17 protein-coding genes are annotated in these 21,081 nt (G+C 39.5%); 6 read left to right on the top strand and 11 right to left on the bottom strand.

Annotated elements, in window-relative coordinates; genetic code table 11:
* Positions 1–11: 11 nt before the first annotated feature.
* Together alr and ND855_RS17265 are read left to right on the top strand one after the other, a co-directional pair.
* Positions 12–1,142: an alanine racemase gene (gene alr / locus ND855_RS17270; RefSeq protein WP_265359478.1), complete on the top strand. Its 1,131-nt coding sequence runs from the start codon at positions 12–14 to the stop codon at positions 1,140–1,142.
* A gap of 8 nt (positions 1,143–1,150) precedes the next feature.
* Positions 1,151–2,044, top strand: coding sequence for an alpha/beta fold hydrolase (locus ND855_RS17265; protein ID WP_265359477.1), 894 nt, complete (start codon positions 1,151–1,153; stop codon positions 2,042–2,044).
* Here the strand turns inward: ND855_RS17265 and ND855_RS17260 are convergent.
* The gene (locus tag ND855_RS17260) at positions 2,041–2,856 is read right to left on the bottom strand and encodes a carbon-nitrogen hydrolase family protein (RefSeq protein WP_265359476.1); all 816 of its coding nucleotides are present in this window, start codon (positions 2,854–2,856) and stop codon (positions 2,041–2,043) included. The two genes, ND855_RS17265 and ND855_RS17260, sit on opposite strands and share 4 nt — an antisense overlap.
* Positions 2,857–2,876: 20 nt before the next feature.
* Between ND855_RS17260 and argB the strand changes: the two genes are divergently transcribed.
* The 3 genes from argB to ND855_RS17245 are packed head-to-tail and all read left to right on the top strand — an operon-like array spanning position 2,877 to position 6,114.
* Positions 2,877–3,755: an acetylglutamate kinase gene (gene argB, locus ND855_RS17255; protein ID WP_265359475.1), complete on the top strand. Its 879-nt coding sequence runs from the start codon at positions 2,877–2,879 to the stop codon at positions 3,753–3,755.
* Between the two features lie 6 nt (positions 3,756–3,761).
* A complete protein-coding gene (locus ND855_RS17250) occupies positions 3,762–5,507 on the top strand; it encodes a SpoIIE family protein phosphatase (protein ID WP_265359474.1) in 1,746 nt (581 codons plus the stop codon).
* A gap of 16 nt (positions 5,508–5,523) precedes the next feature.
* Positions 5,524–6,114: a hypothetical protein gene (locus ND855_RS17245; RefSeq protein ID WP_265359473.1), complete on the top strand. Its 591-nt coding sequence runs from the start codon at positions 5,524–5,526 to the stop codon at positions 6,112–6,114.
* A 48-nt stretch (positions 6,115–6,162) separates the two neighbouring features.
* Here the strand turns inward: ND855_RS17245 and ND855_RS17240 are convergent, their stop codons facing one another.
* From ND855_RS17240 to ND855_RS17220, 5 genes are all read right to left on the bottom strand, one after another.
* Complete coding sequence (locus ND855_RS17240) at positions 6,163–9,348, bottom strand: efflux RND transporter permease subunit (protein ID WP_265359472.1); 3,186 nt, start codon at positions 9,346–9,348, stop codon at positions 6,163–6,165.
* Positions 9,329–10,333, bottom strand: coding sequence for a heavy metal-binding domain-containing protein (locus ND855_RS17235; protein ID WP_265359471.1), 1,005 nt, complete (start codon positions 10,331–10,333; stop codon positions 9,329–9,331). Before ND855_RS17235 ends, ND855_RS17240 begins: the two co-directional genes overlap by 20 nt.
* A complete protein-coding gene (locus tag ND855_RS17230) occupies positions 10,323–11,696 on the bottom strand; it encodes a TolC family protein (protein ID WP_265359470.1) in 1,374 nt (457 codons plus the stop codon). Before ND855_RS17230 ends, ND855_RS17235 begins: the two co-directional genes overlap by 11 nt.
* A gap of 38 nt (positions 11,697–11,734) precedes the next feature.
* On the bottom strand, positions 11,735–12,163 hold the full coding sequence (locus ND855_RS17225) for a hypothetical protein (RefSeq protein WP_265359469.1): 429 nt from the start codon (positions 12,161–12,163) through the stop codon (positions 11,735–11,737).
* Between the two features lie 62 nt (positions 12,164–12,225).
* Positions 12,226–13,533, bottom strand: a complete 1,308-nt coding sequence (locus tag ND855_RS17220; protein WP_265359468.1) for an ATP-dependent 6-phosphofructokinase — start codon at positions 13,531–13,533, stop codon at positions 12,226–12,228.
* An 84-nt stretch (positions 13,534–13,617) separates the two neighbouring features.
* Between ND855_RS17220 and ND855_RS17215 the strand changes: the two genes are divergently transcribed.
* Positions 13,618–14,442, top strand: a complete 825-nt coding sequence (locus ND855_RS17215; protein WP_265359467.1) for a hypothetical protein — start codon at positions 13,618–13,620, stop codon at positions 14,440–14,442.
* Positions 14,443–14,970: 528 nt separating this feature from the next.
* Here ND855_RS17215 and ND855_RS17210 read toward each other — a convergent pair.
* From ND855_RS17210 to ND855_RS17190, 5 genes are all read right to left on the bottom strand, one after another.
* Entirely contained in the window at positions 14,971–15,714 is a 744-nt protein-coding gene (locus ND855_RS17210) for a methylenetetrahydrofolate reductase (protein ID WP_265359466.1), read from the bottom strand.
* Positions 15,715–15,756: 42 nt separating this feature from the next.
* Positions 15,757–16,350: a hypothetical protein gene (locus ND855_RS17205; protein WP_265359465.1), complete on the bottom strand. Its 594-nt coding sequence runs from the start codon at positions 16,348–16,350 to the stop codon at positions 15,757–15,759.
* Between the two features lie 273 nt (positions 16,351–16,623).
* A complete protein-coding gene (locus ND855_RS17200; protein WP_265359464.1) occupies positions 16,624–16,917 on the bottom strand; it encodes a hypothetical protein in 294 nt (97 codons plus the stop codon).
* Between the two features lie 67 nt (positions 16,918–16,984).
* Complete coding sequence (gene metH, locus ND855_RS17195) at positions 16,985–20,701, bottom strand: methionine synthase (protein WP_265359463.1); 3,717 nt, start codon at positions 20,699–20,701, stop codon at positions 16,985–16,987.
* A 78-nt stretch (positions 20,702–20,779) separates the two neighbouring features.
* Positions 20,780–21,079, bottom strand: a complete 300-nt coding sequence (locus ND855_RS17190; RefSeq protein WP_002980754.1) for a ferredoxin family protein — start codon at positions 21,077–21,079, stop codon at positions 20,780–20,782.
* Positions 21,080–21,081 lie beyond the last annotated feature (2 nt).

Raw genomic sequence — 21,081 nt, 5'->3', positions numbered from 1 at the left:
AAAATGGGACCGTGCAATCTTCTCGGATTTACCTCTCTCGTTCCGCTTTTAGCCATAACATCGCTCTTTTTCGAAAACTCATTGGTTCTAAAACAAAATTCACAGCCATTATTAAATCCAATGCATATGGACATGGGTTACTTGCTACCGCATCCATTGCCCTCGACGCAGGTGCCGATTATTTGGGTGTCAATTCACTTGAAGAAGCGGTTTCCATTCGGCGTGTGTTTGCCAAAGCGACCATCCTCATCTTGGGAAGTATTCCCAATTTACAGGAAAGAAAGGCAGAACTAGCGGATGAAAACTTTTGGGTGATGGTTTCTAGGATTGAAGAAATTGAAATTTTGGCCAAACTTTCTCCTACTCCCAAAATCCATTTAAAGGTAGATACCGGGATGAGTCGTTTGGGTATTCCCTTCCAGAATGCGGAAGTCCTCGCCAAAGAAATTTCAGAAAAAAAACTCCCACTTTCAGGGATTGCTACCCATTTTGCGAGTACGGAAGATTTTACCGAACATAGTTATTCCATGTTACAACTGGGAAGGTTCCAAGAAACCATCGATACATTCGCTAAACACGGGTTTATCGATCTCATTTGCCATTGCGCCTCCTCTGCATCGGCGATGTTATTTTCAGAAGCACGTATGGACTTAGTAAGAGTTGGAATTTCTCTTTATGGACTATGGCCCAGTCTCGAAACCAAACTTTCACTTTCTCTTATGAAAAAAGATGTGGGAATGTTAAAACCTGCTCTCAGTTGGAAAACACAAATCCAACACATCCAAAACCTTAACCCAGGAACCTTTGTTGGTTATGGATCCACTTTCAAAACCACTCATGAAACAAGGCTTGCTGTTGTGCCGGTTGGGTATTATGAAGGATTGGATAGAAAATTATCTAACCATGGTTATATGTTAATTCGAGGAGAACGAGCTAAAATTTTGGGTAGAATTTGTATGAACATGAGTATGCTTGACATCACTCACATTCCGGAAGCGAAAATTGGAGACGATGTTGTAATTTTAGGTAAGTCAGGGAATGAAGTGATCTCAGCAGATGACCATGCCACGTGGACTGGAACCATCAACTATGAAGTAGTCACAAAAATTTTGGGATCCTTCCCTCGTATCATTGAAGACTAGAGGACCATATGTCAGAAAGACAAACATATAATTGGAAAAACCACAGACTAACATACGTTCGGCATAAATCCCTGAATCCAAAATCCAAGGAAACAATTGTTCTTGTTGGAGGATGGTGTTCTGCTGCAGGGTATTGGGGACTCAATATTCCATTTTTTCGCCAATTGGGCGATGTCATCGAACTTGACTTAGTTGGTCATTATCCAGCAGAAATTTTTGACCAAAAAAAAGGCCTTACCCTCCAGGATTTTTTAGAAACACAGGCACAAGGGATTTGGGCATCTGCCGGGGAAAAAGAAATCACACTCGTTGGCCACTCCACAGGTGGGATGGCAGTCCTTGCCATTGCGTCCCTTTTTCCACAACGCATCAAACAAGTGATCGCAATCGCCCCCTATGTGCACGGACCAGTCCCTGGGATCTTAAAAATCGGAGTGATGGGGTTACGTGCCAATTTAGGAACTTTTTTTGACCTAGGATTTAAAATTGGAAAATCATTACCTAAAGCCTTACAGATAGGTTTTTCCTATGGAGTGTATGATTCAAGTGCGTTCCATGCAAGAGAAGACATCAAACAATTCTTAAAAGAATACAACCCACAATTTGAATGTTTGAACCCAAGGCAGATCCTCATGATCCTTGAGATGCTCGACCGCACAGACATTCGACCCATTGTATTTGGGAACCAAGTACCAACACTCATCATGCGAGGGGAAGAAGATCCCATCATTCCTGGTAAGGATGTGATGGAATTAGAAAGAACAACACCTCATGTAAAAGCTGTATTGTTTTCAGAATGCGGACACTTTGTACACATGGAAAAACAAAAAGCAGCTGAGAAAGTGATGAAGGACTTTCTTTTGATGAAAAAATCTTCTTCGACAAAGAAGTCCTTTTTCTAAATTCCAAACCTTCGGTGGTGCAAACTCGGTAAAGTAGAACGGATCTCAGACAATCGATCCATTTCGATCTCGGCGATGGCAAACCCTTCTTCAAAATCGAGCTCAGCTAAAATCTCTCCCCACGGAGAGATGATGAGTGAATGGCCAAAGGTCTTACGTTTGCCATGAGGATCATGTGTTCCTGTCTGGCCAGGTGCGAGAACATACATTAAATTTTCAATCGCCCTTGCTCGGAGGAGAACATGCCAATGGGCTTCTCCTGTTGGCACTGTAAATGCAGCAGGTAAAAAACACAAATCGACACCTTGTTTGGATAAGGCACGGAAAAGTTCGGGAAACCTTAGGTCGTAACAAATGGCAGAGGATATGTTTCCATATTCGGTAGGTATCACATCGGGGACTTTTTCTCCCGCTTCCGTGTGATTGGATTCTTTGTATGGAAATCCATCTCCCACAACTGCATCAAATAAATGGGCTTTGTGGTAACGGAACACTTCCTCACCTTTGGGATTTACAATGACAGCCGTGTTGAACACTTTTCCTGTAGGTGCTTTTGTGGGGAATCCTCCTCCCAAAAGATAAATCCCAAGGTCCATCGCGGTTTCTTTTAAAAAGGAAAAGGTTTCTTCCTCAATTTGACCAAGTAGGTTTTGTTTTTCAGCTTCACTTCCCATAAAAGAAAAATTTTCAGGTAGGCCAATGACTTTGGCACCGGCCTTAGCCGCACCTTCCACAAGTTGCCTACACTTAGTTAGGTTATTTGAAACTCTTGCTGCACTTGTGACTTGCACAACGGCGGCTTTAAAATTCATTATCATAAATGAGGACTTTTATGGACCACCAATCAGAAAAAATCAATCATATCTTAGAAGCACTTCCCTATTTGATCAAATATTCTGGAAAAACCATCGTCATCAAATATGGTGGGGCGGCCATGGTGGAGGAAGAACTCAAAGCTTCCTTTGCAGAAGACATTGTTTTACTCAAGTACTTAGGCATCAATCCTGTGGTGGTTCACGGTGGTGGCCCTGAGATCAATTCTCTCATCAAATCATTAAATCTCAACACACAATTCATCCGTGGCCATCGAGTAACAGATGAGGCCACTATGGAAGTGGTAGAGATGGTTCTCACTGGAAAAGTAAACAAACAAATTGTTTCCCTCATCCAAGAAAAGGGAGGAAAACCTGTTGGTCTTTCGGGAAAGGACGGAGGTCTTGCCATTGCCGAAAAATATTTGATGGAAGTCGAAGGGGAAGATGGGAAAACCCAAAAAGTTGACCTAGGTCTTGTGGGAGAAATCACTTCTGTTGACCCAAATATCATCCTCACCTTACAACGTGAAGGTTTTATTCCGATCATATCCCCAGTAGCCATGTCAAAAGAAGGCCAAACTCTCAATATCAATGCCGACACGATGGCAGGAGCAATTGCACAAGCACTCCATGCAGACAAACTCATTTTACTCACAGACACACCAGGGATCCTAATTGATGGCCAATTGGTAACGGGTCTCAAAAAAGCCGACATTCATGGTTACATAAAAACTGGACAGATCTCTGGTGGCATGATACCAAAAGTAGAGTGTTGTTTGGGTGCGATTGATTCTGGTGTCAAACGAGCTCACATCATCGATGGTCGAGTGCCTCATTCCGTCTTAATTGAAATTTTGACTAACCAAGGGATAGGAAGTTTGATCGAACAAGGATAGATTTGGATGCCTACGAAACTTTTAACATTAAGTCTGATTTCAGATATAACGAGTCGAATCAATTCGCAAGAAGATCTAAACACCCTTCTCAGTGAAATAATGGGGATCACTCGTGATGTGTTACATACGGAAGGTTCCTCCCTACTCCTCTACGATAAGGAAAATGACCAACTTGTTTTTAATACAACAAGTGGGTTAAAAGAAGAATCCCTTGCTCACCTAACAGTTCCTAGGGGAAAGGGGATCGCCGGTATGGTGCTTGAAACACTAAAACCAGAAATCGTAAATGATGCAGCAAACGACCCAAGAATCTTCAAAGCGATCGACCAAAAAGTTGGCTATGTCACTCGTAATTTAATTTGTGTACCAATGATTGCTCAAGGCGAAGTACAAGGTGTACTCGAAGCTGTAAACTCCCTCGACAATCGTGACTTCACCCAAACCGATATCAAGATCCTACGTTACCTCTCTAATTTAGCAGCCATTGCTGTCAAAAACCGTCTTCTCATTGATAACTTAAATTTAAGAGCAAACGAACTCAATTGCCTCTTCCAAATTTCACAAGCACTTGCCAATATCCAAAGTTCAGATGAATTTATGGACCTTGCCGTCAAAACCATCTCCGATGTTTTACAAGTGGACAGAGTTTGCCTCAACTTTGAAAAGATTGAGAAACGAGGATTACCACGATCCAAATCCAAAGGATTTTCCGACCAAATCCAAGACGAAGATGTAGTAGGACTTCTCTTCAACGATAAATCAGATTGGATGTTCAAAGGGTTTAAGGTCATTACCGCCAATTCACCACAAGGGATGCAACTCACTCACAAGGGACTCTTCCAACACAGTATGATTTTACTTCCCATTCTAAAGAACAAAGAATGGTTAGGTTCTCTTGTTGTTTCGGACAAAACATCTCGTACTCGTTTTGATGAAATGGACATTCGAATCCTTCGTACTCTGACAAACCAAGTCGGTGAAGCCTATACAGCGTTACAGGTGAAGATCCAAAGTGAACGTTTGAAAAACATCGATCGTGACATGCAAGTCGCAGCCATGATCCAAAAACACTCACTTCCTATCATTCCTAAACAATACTCACTTCTCGAATTTGATACCTACTACCAAGCATCTCGTGAGATCGGTGGAGACTTTTACGATATGGTAGTACATGGGAAAGATGAAGTGTCAGTCATCATCGCCGATGTTTCTGGGAAAGGAACTCCTGCTGCACTGTTTATGGAATTTTCCAAAACCGTATTACAACAAGAAGTTTCAAAAACCACTTCGACAAGTGAAGCTCTCTTTAATGCCAACCAAATCCTACAAGACAAATCTGGTTTTCTAATGTTTGTCACAGCGATGTTAGTGCGTATCAATATGACAAAAAAAGAATTAACCTATTCTTCTGCTGGTCATAATTTACAAATCATCTATCGCAAAAAACACCATAAGATCCAACACTTATCGGGTAAAGGCCAACCGATGGGCATTGGAAAATGTGAATTTTCGGAACATACTGTCAGTTATTTGCCAGGTGATTTACTTGTATTGTACACCGATGGTGTGACGGAAGCCATGAATCTAAAAGAAGAACTCTTTTCAGAAGAAAGGCTTGAGTCTGTGATTCTATCTCATATCAACGATCCACCAGAAGTGATTCGGCAAGCAATCTTACAAAAAGTAAGTGAATTTGTGGGAGAAGCGGAACCACATGATGACCTTTCTCTCTTTATCATCCGTCTAAACTAAAGAGAAAGGAGATTTTATGAGACGCATTCTATATGCAATGGCAGTGTTTCTCCGTTTGGACAAACTGCACAAAGCGATGTTAGATGCAGTCATTGAAACACGAGTTAAAAACGCACTGCAAACCTCTGACAAATTACGCAAAGAACAAGACAGATTGCGAGAAAAAGAATTTCGCAAACAAATGGAAGACCTTCAAAACAATCATAACAGTAGTTTTGAAAATTATAAATTGGAGACGGAAAATTTAATCCGAATCTTCAAAAACCAAATCCTTGTCGAAAAAAAAGAAGTATTAAAAGAACGCGAAGTGGTCAAGGAAATGCAAAGACAAGCCATGATCCGCGAAAACAGATTCCAACATTACATCTTACGATTCAAAGAAATCCTATTTGTAAACAAAAAGGTAGTGGAATCGATCCAAAGTTTGGTCAAAGTAGAATCAAACATCGAAGATCTGTTATACGAAATAGACAATTACGATGAAAGTAAGTTCATCAAAAAACCAGAAATGATTTTGGATACCGAGTTTCTAAACGAACTTCACAAAAAAGAAGAAGAGATCAGAGACAATATCCTTAAGTTCCAAAAAAAAGTAGAGAATAGCTGAAGGGGAACCTTCAGCTATTTTTTGATTCTAATCTGTAAATTCGTTCACTCATGAACTTTTTTCTAACAACATCTCTTTTTGTTTCCACAGATAATAGATGGCTGGATAAACCACAAGTTCCAGTGCAAAACTTGTGACGAGCCCACCAACCATCGGTGCTGCTATCCGTTTCATTAGGTCAGAACCAGAACCCGTCGCCCACATGATTGGCAATAAACCTATGAATCCAGAAAGAACTGTCATCATTTTGGGTCGTATTCGGTGCACTGCTCCCTCGATAATGGCTAGTTTTAGATCCGGTAAACTCAAATTTGAATGTTGAGATTTATGTTTCTCATAAGAGAGATCCAAATACATGAGCATAAATACTCCAGTTTCCGCATCTAACCCGAGAAGTGCAATGATTCCTACCCAAACGGCAACTGAAATTTGGTAATCTAAAACATATAACAACCAAAAGGCGCCTATCATCGAAAAAGGAACTGCGGTTAATACGATTGCCGTCTTGATAACAGACTTTGTATTGAGATATAAAAGAAAAAATATCAAGATAAGCGTTATGGGTACCACAATCATCATCCGGTTTCTAACGCGAATGATATTTTCATACTGCCCACTCCACTCCAAAAATACTCCTTTGGGAAGACTCACTTCTTTTTCAACGACCGTCTTCAGACGATCCACAAATCCGAGTAAATCCGTGTCCGTTGTATCCACATACACATAACCTGTCAAAAATCCATTCTCATCTCTGATCATAGTAGGTCCTATGTTGTATTCAAGAGTTGCCAAGTAACTAAGTGGGATATGCCCACGATTTGGAATTGGAATGAGTACTTTTGAAATCATTTCCAGACTATCACGGTATTCCCTGGGATATCGAATTTGGATGGAATACCTCTCTCGTTTTTCAATGGTTGTGGAGATGGTTTCTCCACCCAAAGCAGATAGAATTGTTTTTTGGATGTCTTCGATGGTTAATCCATACTTGGCAGCAAGTTCCCTTTTGATTTTAATATCAATATAATAACCGCCAGATGTTCTTTCAGCAAAGATAGAACGAACATTTTTTTCTTTTTTCAAAGCAGTTTCAATATGGATTCCAACCTCTTGGATTTCTTCCAGATTCTCACCTAACACTTTTATACCGATCGGAGTTCGAATCCCCGTAGACAACATATCAATACGAGCACGGATTGGCTGAGTCCAAGCATTCGAAAAACCTGGGATCTCCATTTGTTCGTTAATTTGTTTCACAAGTTCTTCTTTGGTAAGCCCTGGCCTCCAATCCTTCTCTAGTTTGAGAGTGACAACGATCTCAAACATTGAAATGGGAGATGGATCTGTGGATGTATCTGCCCTTCCAGCTTTTCCATAAACAGATTCTACTTCCGGAAAACGAACCAACTTCTGATCCATGATCTTTAACACTCGTTCGGCTTCTCCAATACTAATCCCAGGAAGTGTGGTAGGCATATACAAAATGGAACCTTCATTGAGTGGAGGCAAAAACTCAGTTCCCAATTTAAAATAAATCGGAACTGTCAAAAGAAATAACAAAACTGCAGAGAGAATTGTCTTTTTGGGATGGTTCAAAACCATTTTCACCACAGGTTCGTACACTAAATACAAACGTTTGCTAATCGGATGGTTTTTCTCTGAATGATACTTCCCTACAAAAATAGTTGTTAACAGAGAATTGACAACAGGTGTAAACTTTGTGAAGGGATCCATCCGCGTGAATAACATTCGAAACGCAGGATCTACAGTAATCGCAAGGATCGCAGCGATCGCCATGGTTAAATTCTTCGAAATGGCAAGAGGTCTAAATAATTTTCCCTCTTGGTCAACTAAAGTAAAAATAGGAAAAAAAGCAACGGCGATGATGAGAAGAGAAAAGAATACGGAAGGCCCTACTTCCAGTAATGCTTCCAGTCGAATGGCATGAAAGTCACCCACTCTGCCAGATGATTCCCATTCTTCCAATTTTTTATAAGCATTTTCTACCTCCACGATTGCCCCATCCACAAGGACTCCAATCGATAAAGCAATCCCTGCCAAGGACATCAAATTGGAACCAATGTCAGCCAAATACATGGGCAAAAAAGAAAGGATGACTGCGATTGGTATGGTAAGGATCGGAACGATCGCAGATGGAATGTGCCAAAGGAATATTAAGATGATGATGGAAACAACAATGATTTCCTCTGTTAACTTTTCCTTTAATACACGAATGGTTTCGTTGATAAGGATGGAACGATCATACACTGGTTTAATTTTTAAACCTTTGGGTAAAGAAGCTTCCATTGATTTGATTTTATCTTGCACTGATTCAATGACTCGAAGTGCATTTTCACCATGCCTCATGATGATGATCCCAGAGACTTGGTCCCCTTCACCATTCCAATCACCAACACCTCGCCTTAAGTCAGGGCCATCTACAATTGTCGCAACTTGTGATAAATAAATAGGAGTTCCCAAGGAATCGGCACCTAACGAGATTTGTTCGATGTCTTCTTTGGACTGAACATACCCTCTCACACGGATCATGTATTCAGCTCCACCAATTTCGAGTAACCTAGCGCCTATGTCATCATTTGATTTACGAACTGTATCAATGACACGGTCCATATCGATTCCAAATATTTGTAATTTTAAAGGATCAATTTGGATTTGGTATTGTTTTTTAAACCCTCCCACAGTGGCAACTTCCGCCACTCCAGGGATAGAATTTAGAAGGTACTTCAATTTAAAATCTTGGAACGAACGAATTTCAGCCAAATCCATTTGGTTTGTTTCATCGACTAAAACGTATTGGTAGATCCAACCAACACCCGTAGCGTCAGGTCCTAAACTTAAGTTTACTCCCGTTGGCAAATTATTTTGCAATTGGGAAATGTATTCGTTCACTCGCGAACGTGCCCAATACAAATCAGTTCCATCTTCAAAGATTACATAAACAAAGGAATAACCAAAATCGGAAAATCCTCGGATCGCCTTTACCTTGGGAGCTCCTAACAATGATCTGACGATTGGATAAGTCACTTGGTCTTCGATGATATCTGGACTACGATCCCATTTGGAATAGATAATCACCTGTGTATCAGACATATCAGGTAAAGCATCCAATGGGATGTGTTTCATTGCAAAAACCGACATTAATACAAAAAATAATGCCGTGATGATGACCAAATACCGATTGTTTGCGGAGAACCTAATGATTGTGCTGATCATTTTTATCACCACCTAACTTTAATTTTGATTCTGAATCTAAAAGGAAATTTGCTTTGGAGACAATTTCATCATTTTCTACTAAACCTTCCTGTACCTCGACCCATTCTGCAGAAGAAAACCCAACTTTTATTTTTTTGGGAGCATAATGGTTGGATTCAGTTTTCTGATACACCAAATCGGATTTGCCTGTAGGAAGAATGGATTCTTTTGGAATTCTTAAAACATTCGTCTTTTCTATCCCATAGGTCCCTTGTACATACATCTGTGGTTTAAAATATTCTTGGGGATCTTTCACCTCGCACCAAACAGACAATGTCCGTGTGTCTTGGTTGATCAAATTTCCCATTGCCACAATTTTTGCTTTTGGTTGAGTATTTGTTTCGATTGGATTAACTAAATCTATGAACTTTCCTACTTTTAAATAGGAGAGATCATTTTCATACACTTGGAAAACTAATAAGGCTGTGTGGTTTGACCTACCCGTTAAAAATAGATTTGCATTTTTAGAAAGGATGTATTGGATCTGTTTTTCACTTAACCCCAATTTGGTGAATCGCAAACGAATTCCCTCTCGAATTTCCCTCCCCCATTCGTTCCCAGAACCAATTGACTTGTATTCATTGGCAGTCGAAAAAATTTCAGGATCATAAGCGACTTGCCCACTGAGATTGATCGTTTTACTAATGGCTCCCCTTGTCACAAGAACCGTATCTAAATTGAGAATGGATTGTTTATTCTCTGATAGTTTTAAGTCAGGCTCTTTTGATTGGGTATGGTTTGCATGCTCAGATTCAGGCTCAAGGAGTGGATCTTCCTTTTTTACAAGTGTCATGCCACAAATCGGACATTCTCCTGGATGGTCCATTTCAATTTGAGGATGCATCGGACAAGTATAAATATCTTTATGATTATGAACAGTTTCACCACAGGAAACCAAAAATAAAGACACAATGAGGATGGGAAATAGAATATATTTAACCTTCATGATTTTCTCCTTCAGGCAACAAATGATTTGTTAGTTGCAATAATTTTAAAACAGATGACCAACGTTTGAATTGGATTTGATGCACTTGGGATTGCATTTCTAATGATTCAGCGATAAAATCGTAACTCTCACCCAATACGCTATCTCCTTTAGCATACGATGAAAGTGATGATTTTATATTCTTTTGATAAGACGGCAAAAGATTATTTTTGAAGTTATTAAGTCTTTGTTTATTCCCTAACCATGATTCAATCGTTGCTTGGTATTCTACCTTAAGTCGAATCCGTTCTTTTTCTTTTTCTTTTTGTAACCTCATCACTTTAAAGGCATTGGATTGATTCAATTCATCTACTTTTGACAAAGACCATACAGGCACTCGAATGGTCACACCTGCACTCCAAAGATCACCAGCAAACTCAGGATTATCCATAATGGCTAGGTTCAAAGGTCCACTATCAAGTAAAAAAGGTTTACGCCTTCGTTGCATATAACTCACGAATACTTCAAAATCCGGTAAGTGTAAGATCTCATCTTTTTTAGATTCTACAATTGCCTTCGTTTGGTTCACCTCAGCATATTGGATGAGTGGAAACTTCGATAACGAATCTCCTGACAATTCCTGCTCAATGTTACTTTCTTTTTTTGTCAGATACGCAATAATCTCTTCTTCAGTAATGGAATTGGTACCTATATATATTGAATAAAAATCAAGGGATTGTTTTAATTCTTTTAAAGTAATTGTTTTCTCAATCACTCTATCCTTGATTCTTTCAATTTGATTTTTAGTTTTGAGAACATTGGATAATTTAAACTGTTCTGAAACGTATTGCGAGGATTCCAATTTTACTTTGGTATAAAGTTGTTTTTCAATATTTTCCAGATCATTTATTTCTCTTTCAATTGCTGCAACGGACAAAATTAATTCAAAGTATGTTCGAATGAATTCATTTTGGATCCAAACGCCACTCCAATAATCCAGTTCCGAATCGTTTTTTAGAATTTGTTTTTCTAAATTCAATCTTCCTGGGAATGGAATTTCTTGTGAGATGGAATATTCTTTCCCAGTCATACTGGGAGTATCAGGTCTAGCGCGATCGGTATCAAATCCTGATCTGTAAGGATAGGATCTGTATGCAAATCCAATTTTTGGATCTGGGTATACATCTGCATGTTTGGAACGAAATTCTTTTTCTTTCGCTTCCAAAAACTTCAACGATACTTCTGGATGTTTTTTCAATAATTCGTTGATTTTGCCGTCAATGCCACTTGGACTGTCTAGGTTACTTGCATCTACTTGAACAAAAAAGACAAAATAAATAAGTAATGCAGTATATTTTAATATATGTATGTAATGATTTCCCATAAATTACCTCCAATTTTAATCAAAAAAATCGAAATGGTTTAAATGAGAAGTTTTATGGTTTTTTGTAGGGTTATAAAATCGTTATGGAAAGTATCAGCGTTTGATTGAAATATTTGAAATGCAAAATTTGAAATTGGTATTTCGACTTGTGAAGGCAAATACAGTTTTTGAATGAAGACACGTACTAATTTAGAAAACTCTATTTGAAAACGTATTCCATCCGAATTTGAAACTTCATTGCATTGACAAGAATTTCCATTCGGCGTTTCATTTGAATCCCCTGCCTCTTTCGAATCTGCATGGCAAGGCATGACGTAATCTTGAGAATCTGCAGTTTCACTACTTGTTTGAGTTATACCGAATTTGGGACATGTGAAAAATCCAGCCGTACAAACCAACACAAAGGCAATGGAAGTCAGTAGAATGGCACTGACAATTCTTAGTTCCTTTGTTTGCTTCGGTTTCATACGGTTCACTTACCAGTTAGACGAAAGCCCGATTCCAGTGGAAGAGAAAAATCTTTCTTTTTTCAGCCTTTCGCCTTCATCGTATTTGGTTGGCCTGTGGAGGCAAGGAGTGCTCGCCATAACGTACTCCGCTCTGGTCGTAATACCTTTCGTTCTGCAATGGCAAGTGAGATCGGCATCACAGTGAATACATTATTCCAAATCCCTACCACACAACCAGTGCGACCAGCAAACGCCGCATGAACCGCGTTTTGTGCTAAAAACCCACAGAAGACCGAATCTTCTGCATTGGCAGGAACAGATCGAATGATGTAACTTGGGTCGATGTACTTTAGATTGAGTGCAACACCTTCTTTTTTGAAGTACTCTGTGATTTTCTCTTTCATAAACACACCCACATCAGCGAGTTTTTTGTTACCAGATTGGTCTTTTTCCCCTTTGTCTTCAAAGTACTTTTGTCCTGCTCCTTCCGCAATGATGACAACAGCATGCCCCCTTCTTTGCACTCGATCCTTTAAAACTGGTAAAAATGCCCCTTCTCCTTCTAAATCAAAATCTTGTTCTGGGATGAGGACAAAGTTCACATTTTTGGAAGCCAAGGCAGAGTTGACAGCAATGAACCCAGAATGACGACCCATCAGTTTCACAAGGCCAATTCCATTTGGTGCCCCTTTTGCTTCTTCATGTGCGCAGTTGACTGCTTCCACCGCCTTACTAAACGCAGTCGAAAACCCAAACGTTTTTTGGACATAATTGATATCGTTATCGATAGTTTTCGGAATCCCAACAATGGCGATGTCTTCTTTTCGTTTTCTCACTTCTTCTTGGATGGCCTGGGCACCTCGAAGAGTTCCATCTCCACCAATACAAAACAACATCTTCACTCCATATAAAAATAAAGTATCTACCATTTCTTCTATCTTTTGGTTGCCCCGAGACGAACCAAGGATGGACCCACCAAAATTCATGATATGAGCCACTTTATCAGGTGTGAGTTCAATCGGTCTGTGTCCAAATTTTTTAACAAGACCTTCATACCCAAATGGAAATCCAAGAATCCTTGGAACTTTGTAACGATAGTGTAATTCCATGACAAGAGCACGGATCACATCATTGATGCCGGGGCAAAGTCCACCACAGGTCACGATGCCTGCTGTCACTTCTTCCGGTTTAAAGTAGATTTTTTCTTTTGGACCAGCTTGTTCAAAAAATACCGGACTTGTCTCAACTGTTTTTTTGGCATCTTCTGCTCCAGAAAAGATGGTTTGAAACAAGACAACTGAATTGTCTTCTGTCCAATAATCATAACCCGCTGGGTTTGGGATGGTGCAAGGTCCAAATTGTTCTACTTTCGTATCGTTTTGATTCATCGGTCTCACTTATAACAAAAAAAGACAGAGAAGAAAGCAAATTTCATTGCCAAACAAAGGAAAATCAGGCAGAAATGCTTTTAGATGCTAAAAAAGATAGTTCTCATCTCCTTTCTCGTCTCGATGACGAGCCTTACCATTTTAGCACAAGGACTTCCGTTTTTTTCTAGTTACTCTTTTACTGATCCTCGTTCGTCCCTTTTCCAAGTTGGTAATTCACATAACGGAAATTTGGCGATACTGATCCCCTTTCGTTTCCCAAAGGAACTCGAATTGGGATCCAATTCTGATTTTTCCAAATCCAATGACCCCATGGCAGGGATTCAGATTTTTTCTCCAGTGATCCCATTTACAACCTCAAACCCCTACCGTAATCCTGAAGGGAATTTTGATGTAAGACCAGAACGTTCCAATGCAGCACTTTTATCATACCAACCAAATGTAACCTATGTGTATTACCGCAATGGATTCACACTTGATTTAGGTCTGAGCATCGGTATGTCACTCAACCAAGGATCCAATGGCTACGTGGATGTGGCAGAATCAAAAGTGCGAATCAAATACCGCCTCAACCGGAATTTATTTTCCTTTATTAAAAATTCACGTTGGGAGTTGTTTTTGCAACTTTCGGAATTACACAGGTTTGAATCTTCTGATTACACCAATCGTTTTAACACTTCCATCCGTGCCCAAGAACCCTCACGCACAAACTTCGTAGGAAGACAAGTCTATGTGACTCCAGGGATCAGTATTTCCAATAGTAATATTACATTTGAAGGTATGGTGCGAGTTCCCATCAATGCGAGAGAAGCAGGTCGCACACTCGACGAACTATGGGCACCTGAGATCCAAGGAAACTTAGGACTCAAGTACTATATGCCAGTCACACCTTCGCGTTCCAACCAGTAAAGGGACAAGTTTCCAATCCACATTTCCAAGATCTAACGGAACGAAATCGGTACCTTCTTTTGCTAGGGGCGCCTCGCATTCGTTAGATGACTTATAATCAATTTTATAACGACCGCGCTTTTCGCTCCAATTTTTCCAACATGTAAAGGTTTTCAGAATCCATACCTATAGGGAAAAGATTTCCGCTTCAATCGCTGGCGCAGGGGAAGGCTCGGGAAAAAGCTGGTGTTATAATTGCAATTTGTATAACAATCTTATATCCGGTAATAATCGAGTTTCAGATAAATTCTGGGGATGGATATGATATGCGCGTTGGGTATATCACGGCAACTCTTGTATGTTATCCGCATTGCAATTAGCCGACTCCCATTCCAGTTATTCGCATTACAATGAACAACCACCCAATCTAAAAAAATCCGGTAACACTTGCATATCACTAATTGAATACGTAGTTAATACAATGAGTCCTATATGAAATAGGATCACATTCATAAAAAATAGTTCTAACCGATGACTACTTTAATTGCCTCAATTAAATACCCGCTGTAAGTACTCCTCAACATTGATGCGGATTGGCATAAGATAGGCATTCATTCCATTCTCAGAACAATAAGAAAGTACATCCTTTGCAAATTTCACATTCCATTCCAAACTCGGACGGAACTCTTTCGGGAAATAGGCCCGATTCCTAGATTCCCAATAACTTTGTGATTTATCAGTGACCACAGGACTGACACCGATATACACTTCCGTCCCTTTCAGTTTTTCCGAGAATATATCAATAAGTCTCATATCAAAAAAAGGTTGTGTCAAAAATCCATCGGCTCCTGCATCCTTCTTCATTTCTATGTAGTCAAACTCGTCTTTGATCCCCACACGGTACTGGTCAATCGCTGCATACACTTTCAAATGATGTATTTCTTTTTTAAGTTTCTTGATCAGTTTAATGGTTGTTGTTGGATAAACTTGTTTTGACATATCAGTCGGTGGATCACCTTTGATCACAAGCACAGAAGAAATTTGGGATTGATTTAATGTTTCGATGATTTCTTCACAATGATCTAAATCAAAATCGATGGCACGAATATGAGGGATTACATTTGGAAAGATAGGGCGAACCACTGAGGCCACGTCCCAACTCCTATTTTCAAAACGTAACAAATCAGGGATGTTAATACCTGTGATTTGCTTAAATTTGTTTTTTACAAAACCTACTTCCTGTAAAACAACAGAGACATCTCTCGGAACAACTTCTAATAGAATTTGATTCATTTAGGGTCCTTATGATTGATTCCTACTTTGCATCTGCCCATCTTATTCGATTTTACAATGCAAATAAGAATCCAACGTTTGTTTCCAAGATGCCTCTCCATTGAAACTTTCATTGATTCCATTATTTCCGACAGAATATCCTCTTAATCCATGTGAAATCATATAATCGGGGAAATAATTAGGTTTTCCTATGGTTATAATTTCTTTACAAAGTGCTTCCATATTTTCGCTATTGGAAATATAATTATTTTTTACAAATTCTTGGTATTTTGAGATTTTAGATTCGCTAAGATTTCCAAGAAAATTGATTCTTAAAGTTGTATTCGCTTGGTGAGCGGTAGTGTCTGTCACTCTTAAACTATCATACCTTCCATAAACACCCGCTAATGCTTGTAATTTAAAACCAAAAGAATAATTTTCATTTTCAATACAATTTCGAATTCCATAATATAGATCAGGGGGAGTGATATTTGATTTTAATTCTGATAAAGCAATACAATTGATTGGATTTATAACCTTAAGGTTCCCTTTTGATTCATAATTGATCACGTTCGATCTATCTGTTGAATTGCACATCATCGAAAGTGTAACCAAAATAGAAATGACCAAAACACTTTTTAAATTCGCAACAATCATCTTCATTCCTTCAAAATTCATTTTTACAATATCGAATACAAAACAATTCAATCGTTACTTAAATCGCAAATAGACTGAAATGATAATAGAAATCAGTATTACATGAGAAAACGTATACGATCATTGCAATGCGGATATCAATGCAGAGATGACGTGTTATTTGCACTGCAATTAACAGCATTCAAATAAAGTTCTTATTCACATAATGCGAGGCAACATACAAAGGGCAAATCTCAATTAACGTTTATGGTCATGTCTTACTTACAGTACCCTTTACGATTTCCCAACAAAGCGTTTCCAAGATAAGTCCACATCCATTTTAGAAATCATTTCTTTTTTACGAGAGATACGAAACTCTTGTTTGTCCCAGACAATCAACGTTTCTTCCGTAGGACAACTTACTTCTCCACAACTCACTTCCAAAATTTCCAATTCTGCATCCTTTGGAATGTTTGTGTATGTTTGTAACCACTCCGCAAGTTTAGGATGGAAGGAAAACCCAGTAGAGAGTTTTCCCTTCCCTGCTATTTTCCAACCATGGTTGTGTGAATGTCCAGGTTCTGCCATTTAGTCCTCTATCCCATTCAATCTACAAAATCATTGTTTTGAATCTAACAATGATTTGTTTGTATTACTACCCTTTAGACTTCCTGGATGGGTCATAGTTTAGAATCGGAGACAACCAACGTTCCACTTCCGATTTTTCCATTTCTTTCATTTTAGAGTATGGTTCTACTTGGTCTTCGTTGATTTTTCCAATGGCAAAATAACGTGCTTCAGGGTGTGAAAAATAATACCCACTCACACTACTTGCAGGCCACATCGCACAAGATTCAGTGAGTTTGATGCCTGCATTTTTTTCCACATCCAAAAGTTTCCAAATCTTGCGTTTTTCCGTATGATCTGGACAAGCTGGATAACCAGGTGCAGGTCGAATCCCGCGATACTTTTCACGGATCAAATCTTCAGTGGTAAGATTTTCATCTTTTCCAAAACCCCATTCCTCACGCATTTTATGGTGCATGTATTCCGCAAAAGCTTCTGCAAAACGATCCGCTAAAGCTTTCACCAAAATCGAATTGTAGTCATCATGTTTCACTTCATAGGTCTTAGCTAATTCCTCAATGCCATGGCCCGCTGTGACTGCAAAATAACCGATATAATCATTTTTGTTAGATTCTTTTGGAGCGATAAAATCCGCCAAACTATAATTAGGTTGGTTGGACATCTTAGTAGTTTGTTGGCGTAACATAGGGTAAAATCCCAATGATTTTTGTTTAGTTTCATCTTCAAAAATTTCCACCATTTCGCCATGGGAAACTGCTGGGAACATACCAACAACAGCCCTCGGTTTGAGGTCTGGATTTTCCAACATTTCTTTTAAAATAGTTTGTGCATCATTATACAAAGAAGTGGCTTCTTTCCCAATCACTGGATCCTTCAGAATTTGAGGGAAACGCCCCTTTAATTCCCAAGCCAAAAAGAAAGGAGACCAGTCAATGAACGGAAGTAAGTCTTTTAAAGTAACATCATTAAAAACTTTTATGCCCGTAAAACTTGGTTTTGGTGGAGTATATGAATCCCAATCCGCTGCAAATTTATTTTTGATTGCATCAGCTATCGGAAGGATATTACGTTCACTTTCTCTGGAATAAAACTCTTCTCGGATGCGTGATTGTTCTTCCGTGATCGTTTTCGCATACTCCTTTGATGTTTGAGGATTTAAGACACTATTCATCACATTCACGACGCGAGATGCATCCATCACATGTAAAACTGGTTGTGAGTACTGTTCAGCAATTTTCACAGCAGTATGGGCAGGAGAAGTAGTCGCACCACCAATCAGAAGTGGAACCTTGAACTCTAATCGTTCCATCTCTTTTGCCACATAAACCATTTCATCAAGTGATGGAGTGATAAGACCAGATAGGCCAATGGCTGCTACATTTTCTTTTTTGGCAGTTTCCAAAATTTTTTCACATGGCACCATCACACCAAGGTCTATCACCTCATAATTGTTACACGCCAAAACCACACCTACGATATTTTTACCAATATCGTGAACATCACCTTTTACAGTTGCAATGAGAAATTTTGCTTGTTTACTTTCGTCTTTTTGGTTTCGTTTTTCCTCTTCCATAAATGGCATGAGGTATGCGACTGCCTTTTTCATTACCCGCGCACTTTTTACCACTTGTGGTAAAAACATTTTGCCAGCACCGAAAAGTTCCCCAACAACTTTCATCCCGTTCATGAGTGGTCCTTCGATGACATCAAGAGGTTTTGCTAAACTTTTCCTTGCTTCTTCTGTATCTTGGGTCACAAATTCATCTATCCCTTTCACAAGGGCATGAGTGAGCCTTTCTTCAACCGTTCCACTGCGCCAAACATCATCCTTCTTTTGGACTTTTGCTTCACCATGGAAACTACCTGCAGCATCAATCAATCGTTCGGTGGCATCTGGTCTTCGATTGAGTAACACATCTTCCACTAATTCAAGTAAGTCTTTCGGGATTTCTTCATAAACTTCTAACATCCCTGCGTTGACAATTGCCATATCCATTCCTGCTTGGATGGCATGGTATAAAAAGGCAGAGTGCATTGCCTCCCTGACTGGGTTATTTCCTCGGAAAGAAAAGGAAATATTACTGAGTCCACCTGATACTTTCGCACCTGGGCAAACTTTTTTAATCTCACGTGTCGCTTCGATAAAATCGACAGCATAATTATTATGTTCTTCAATCCCTGTTGCAACCGTAAGTATGTTTGGATCAAAGATAATATCCGTAGGTTCAAAGTCTAACTTCGAAACAAGTAAGTCATAAGCACGTTTACAAATTCTGACTTTGTCATCTTTAGTTGCCGCCTGCCCTTGTTCGTCGAACGCCATCACAATCGCTGCAGCTCCAAATCTTTGGATGGTGCGAGCATGGTTTAAAAATACTTCTTCCCCTTCTTTGAGGGAGATTGAGTTTACGATTGGTTTTCCTTGGATACATTTGAGGCCCGCAAGTAACACCGACCATTTCGAGGAATCGACCATAAAAGGAACACGGGCAATGTCAGGTTCCCCTGCGATTAAATTCAAAAACTTTGTCATCGAAGCTTCTCCATCGAGAAGCGCCTCATCAAAGTTAATGTCAATAATATTGGCACCAGCTTGCACCTGTTGTAAGGCAACCTGTACTGCTTCTTCAAAATTTCCATCTAAGATGAGTTTTTTGAACTTTGGAGATCCTGTGACGTTGTTTCTTTCCCCAACGTTGATAAACCCTTGGTCTTTCGTCAGTTTGAGTGGTTCAAGACCTGCAAATGTACTGAGTTTTGGTTGTTCTTTTAAGGCACGAGGTTTGATTGAACTAACTGCTTCTTTTGCAGCACGGATGTGGGCAGGTGTGGTTCCGCAACACCCACCTACTATATTTAAGAAACCGGCTTCACCAAAATTTTTCATCCATCCACCAAACTCTTCTGGAGTTTGGTCATACCCACCGAACGCATTGGGAAGGCCAGCATTTGGGTAACAAGATACATAACAATCGGCCACACGAGATATTTCTTCTATATAGGGACGCATTTCCCCTGCACCTAACGCACAGTTAATACCGACAGCAAGTGGTTTTGCATGTTTGATCGAAATGTAAAAAGCTTCACCTGTTTGACCAGAAAGGGTTCGCCCAGATGCATCGGTTATCGTAACCGATAAAACAACAGGGATACGAATGTTTCGTTCTTCAAATACCTTTTCAATGGCATAAATACATGCCTTTAGATTCAAAGTATCGATATTGGTTTCTGGTAATAATAAATCCACACCACCATCGAGTAATGCCGATACCTGTTCATGGAAACAATCGACTAATTCATCAAAGGTGACAGCGCGAAATGCTGGGTTATTTACATCAGGGGAGAGGGATGCTGTCTTGACTGTTGGTCCAATCGAACCTGCAATAAAAACGTCTGTTTTCCCAGTTTTCGCTTTGAACTTTTCTACAGCATTTTTAGCACACTGAACAGCTGCTAGGTTTAAGTCTCTCACAGCAGATTCCATTTTGTAGTCTGCTTGCGAGACAATGTTGGAACTAAAGGTATTGGTTTCGATAATATCTGCACCGGCTTCCAAATACTCTAGGTGGACAGATTCGATAATATCTGGTCTTGTAATCGCAAGAACATCATTATTTCCCTTTATCGAAACAGGCCAATCCTTAAACCTGTCACCTCGGAAATCGTCTTCCTCAAGTGAGTGCCTTTGGATCATGGTCCCCATCGCACCATCTAAAACTAAGATTTTTTCCGTGAGTAACTTTAAGAGGGTTTTGGAAGAAGGATTGGTATATTCAAATTTCATAATATTTATGTATATAATTAGATCAGTAGACTAAAATAAAAGTGGGCGATCACTTTCGTAATACACCCACAAGGTTCGTTATTTACTCGGGTCGGAACATTTTGCACCTTTGAGAGGTGGTTTTGTTGTTACGATTACCGGGAATTTATTTGCTTCTTTTGCGTTTACTTCAATAGACGGTTTGTGTTTTTCGGGAACATCATAGTCCGGAAAAATCGCATCAATCGGGCATTCGTATTGGCATGCATTACAATCAATACAAGTATCTGGATCGATGTACAAAGTGTCCGGAGCTTCGTGAAAAGCTTCCACTGGACAAACTGCAGCACAACTCGTGTATTTACAATCAACGCAAATTTCAGTTACAACATAAGCCATGA

It is taken from the genome of Leptospira paudalimensis, assembly GCF_026151345.1.
In the GTDB taxonomy this organism is placed as follows: domain Bacteria; phylum Spirochaetota; class Leptospiria; order Leptospirales; family Leptospiraceae; genus Leptospira_A; species Leptospira_A paudalimensis.
The sequence above is the reverse complement of the archived record's forward strand: the minus strand, read 5'-3'. Positions and strand labels throughout refer to the sequence as shown.

What these genes read in the sequence shown, in the direction of transcription:
- ND855_RS17265 (WP_265359477.1), top strand. Translation starts at nt 1,151, where the DNA reads ATGTCAGAAAGACAAACATATAATTGGAAAAACCACAGACTAACATAC.
- ND855_RS17260 (WP_265359476.1), bottom strand. Translation starts at nt 2,856, where the DNA reads ATGAATTTTAAAGCCGCCGTTGTGCAAGTCACAAGTGCAGCAAGAGTT.
- argB (WP_265359475.1), top strand. Translation starts at nt 2,877, where the DNA reads ATGGACCACCAATCAGAAAAAATCAATCATATCTTAGAAGCACTTCCC.
- ND855_RS17250 (WP_265359474.1), top strand. Translation starts at nt 3,762, where the DNA reads ATGCCTACGAAACTTTTAACATTAAGTCTGATTTCAGATATAACGAGT.
- ND855_RS17245 (WP_265359473.1), top strand. Translation starts at nt 5,524, where the DNA reads ATGAGACGCATTCTATATGCAATGGCAGTGTTTCTCCGTTTGGACAAA.
- ND855_RS17240 (WP_265359472.1), bottom strand. Translation starts at nt 9,348, where the DNA reads ATGATCAGCACAATCATTAGGTTCTCCGCAAACAATCGGTATTTGGTC.
- ND855_RS17235 (WP_265359471.1), bottom strand. Translation starts at nt 10,333, where the DNA reads ATGAAGGTTAAATATATTCTATTTCCCATCCTCATTGTGTCTTTATTT.
- ND855_RS17230 (WP_265359470.1), bottom strand. Translation starts at nt 11,696, where the DNA reads ATGGGAAATCATTACATACATATATTAAAATATACTGCATTACTTATT.
- ND855_RS17225 (WP_265359469.1), bottom strand. Translation starts at nt 12,163, where the DNA reads ATGAAACCGAAGCAAACAAAGGAACTAAGAATTGTCAGTGCCATTCTA.
- ND855_RS17220 (WP_265359468.1), bottom strand. Translation starts at nt 13,533, where the DNA reads ATGAATCAAAACGATACGAAAGTAGAACAATTTGGACCTTGCACCATC.
- ND855_RS17215 (WP_265359467.1), top strand. Translation starts at nt 13,618, where the DNA reads ATGCTAAAAAAGATAGTTCTCATCTCCTTTCTCGTCTCGATGACGAGC.
- ND855_RS17210 (WP_265359466.1), bottom strand. Translation starts at nt 15,714, where the DNA reads ATGAATCAAATTCTATTAGAAGTTGTTCCGAGAGATGTCTCTGTTGTT.
- ND855_RS17205 (WP_265359465.1), bottom strand. Translation starts at nt 16,350, where the DNA reads ATGATTGTTGCGAATTTAAAAAGTGTTTTGGTCATTTCTATTTTGGTT.
- ND855_RS17200 (WP_265359464.1), bottom strand. Translation starts at nt 16,917, where the DNA reads ATGGCAGAACCTGGACATTCACACAACCATGGTTGGAAAATAGCAGGG.
- metH (WP_265359463.1), bottom strand. Translation starts at nt 20,701, where the DNA reads ATGAAATTTGAATATACCAATCCTTCTTCCAAAACCCTCTTAAAGTTA.
- ND855_RS17190 (WP_002980754.1), bottom strand. Translation starts at nt 21,079, where the DNA reads ATGGCTTATGTTGTAACTGAAATTTGCGTTGATTGTAAATACACGAGT.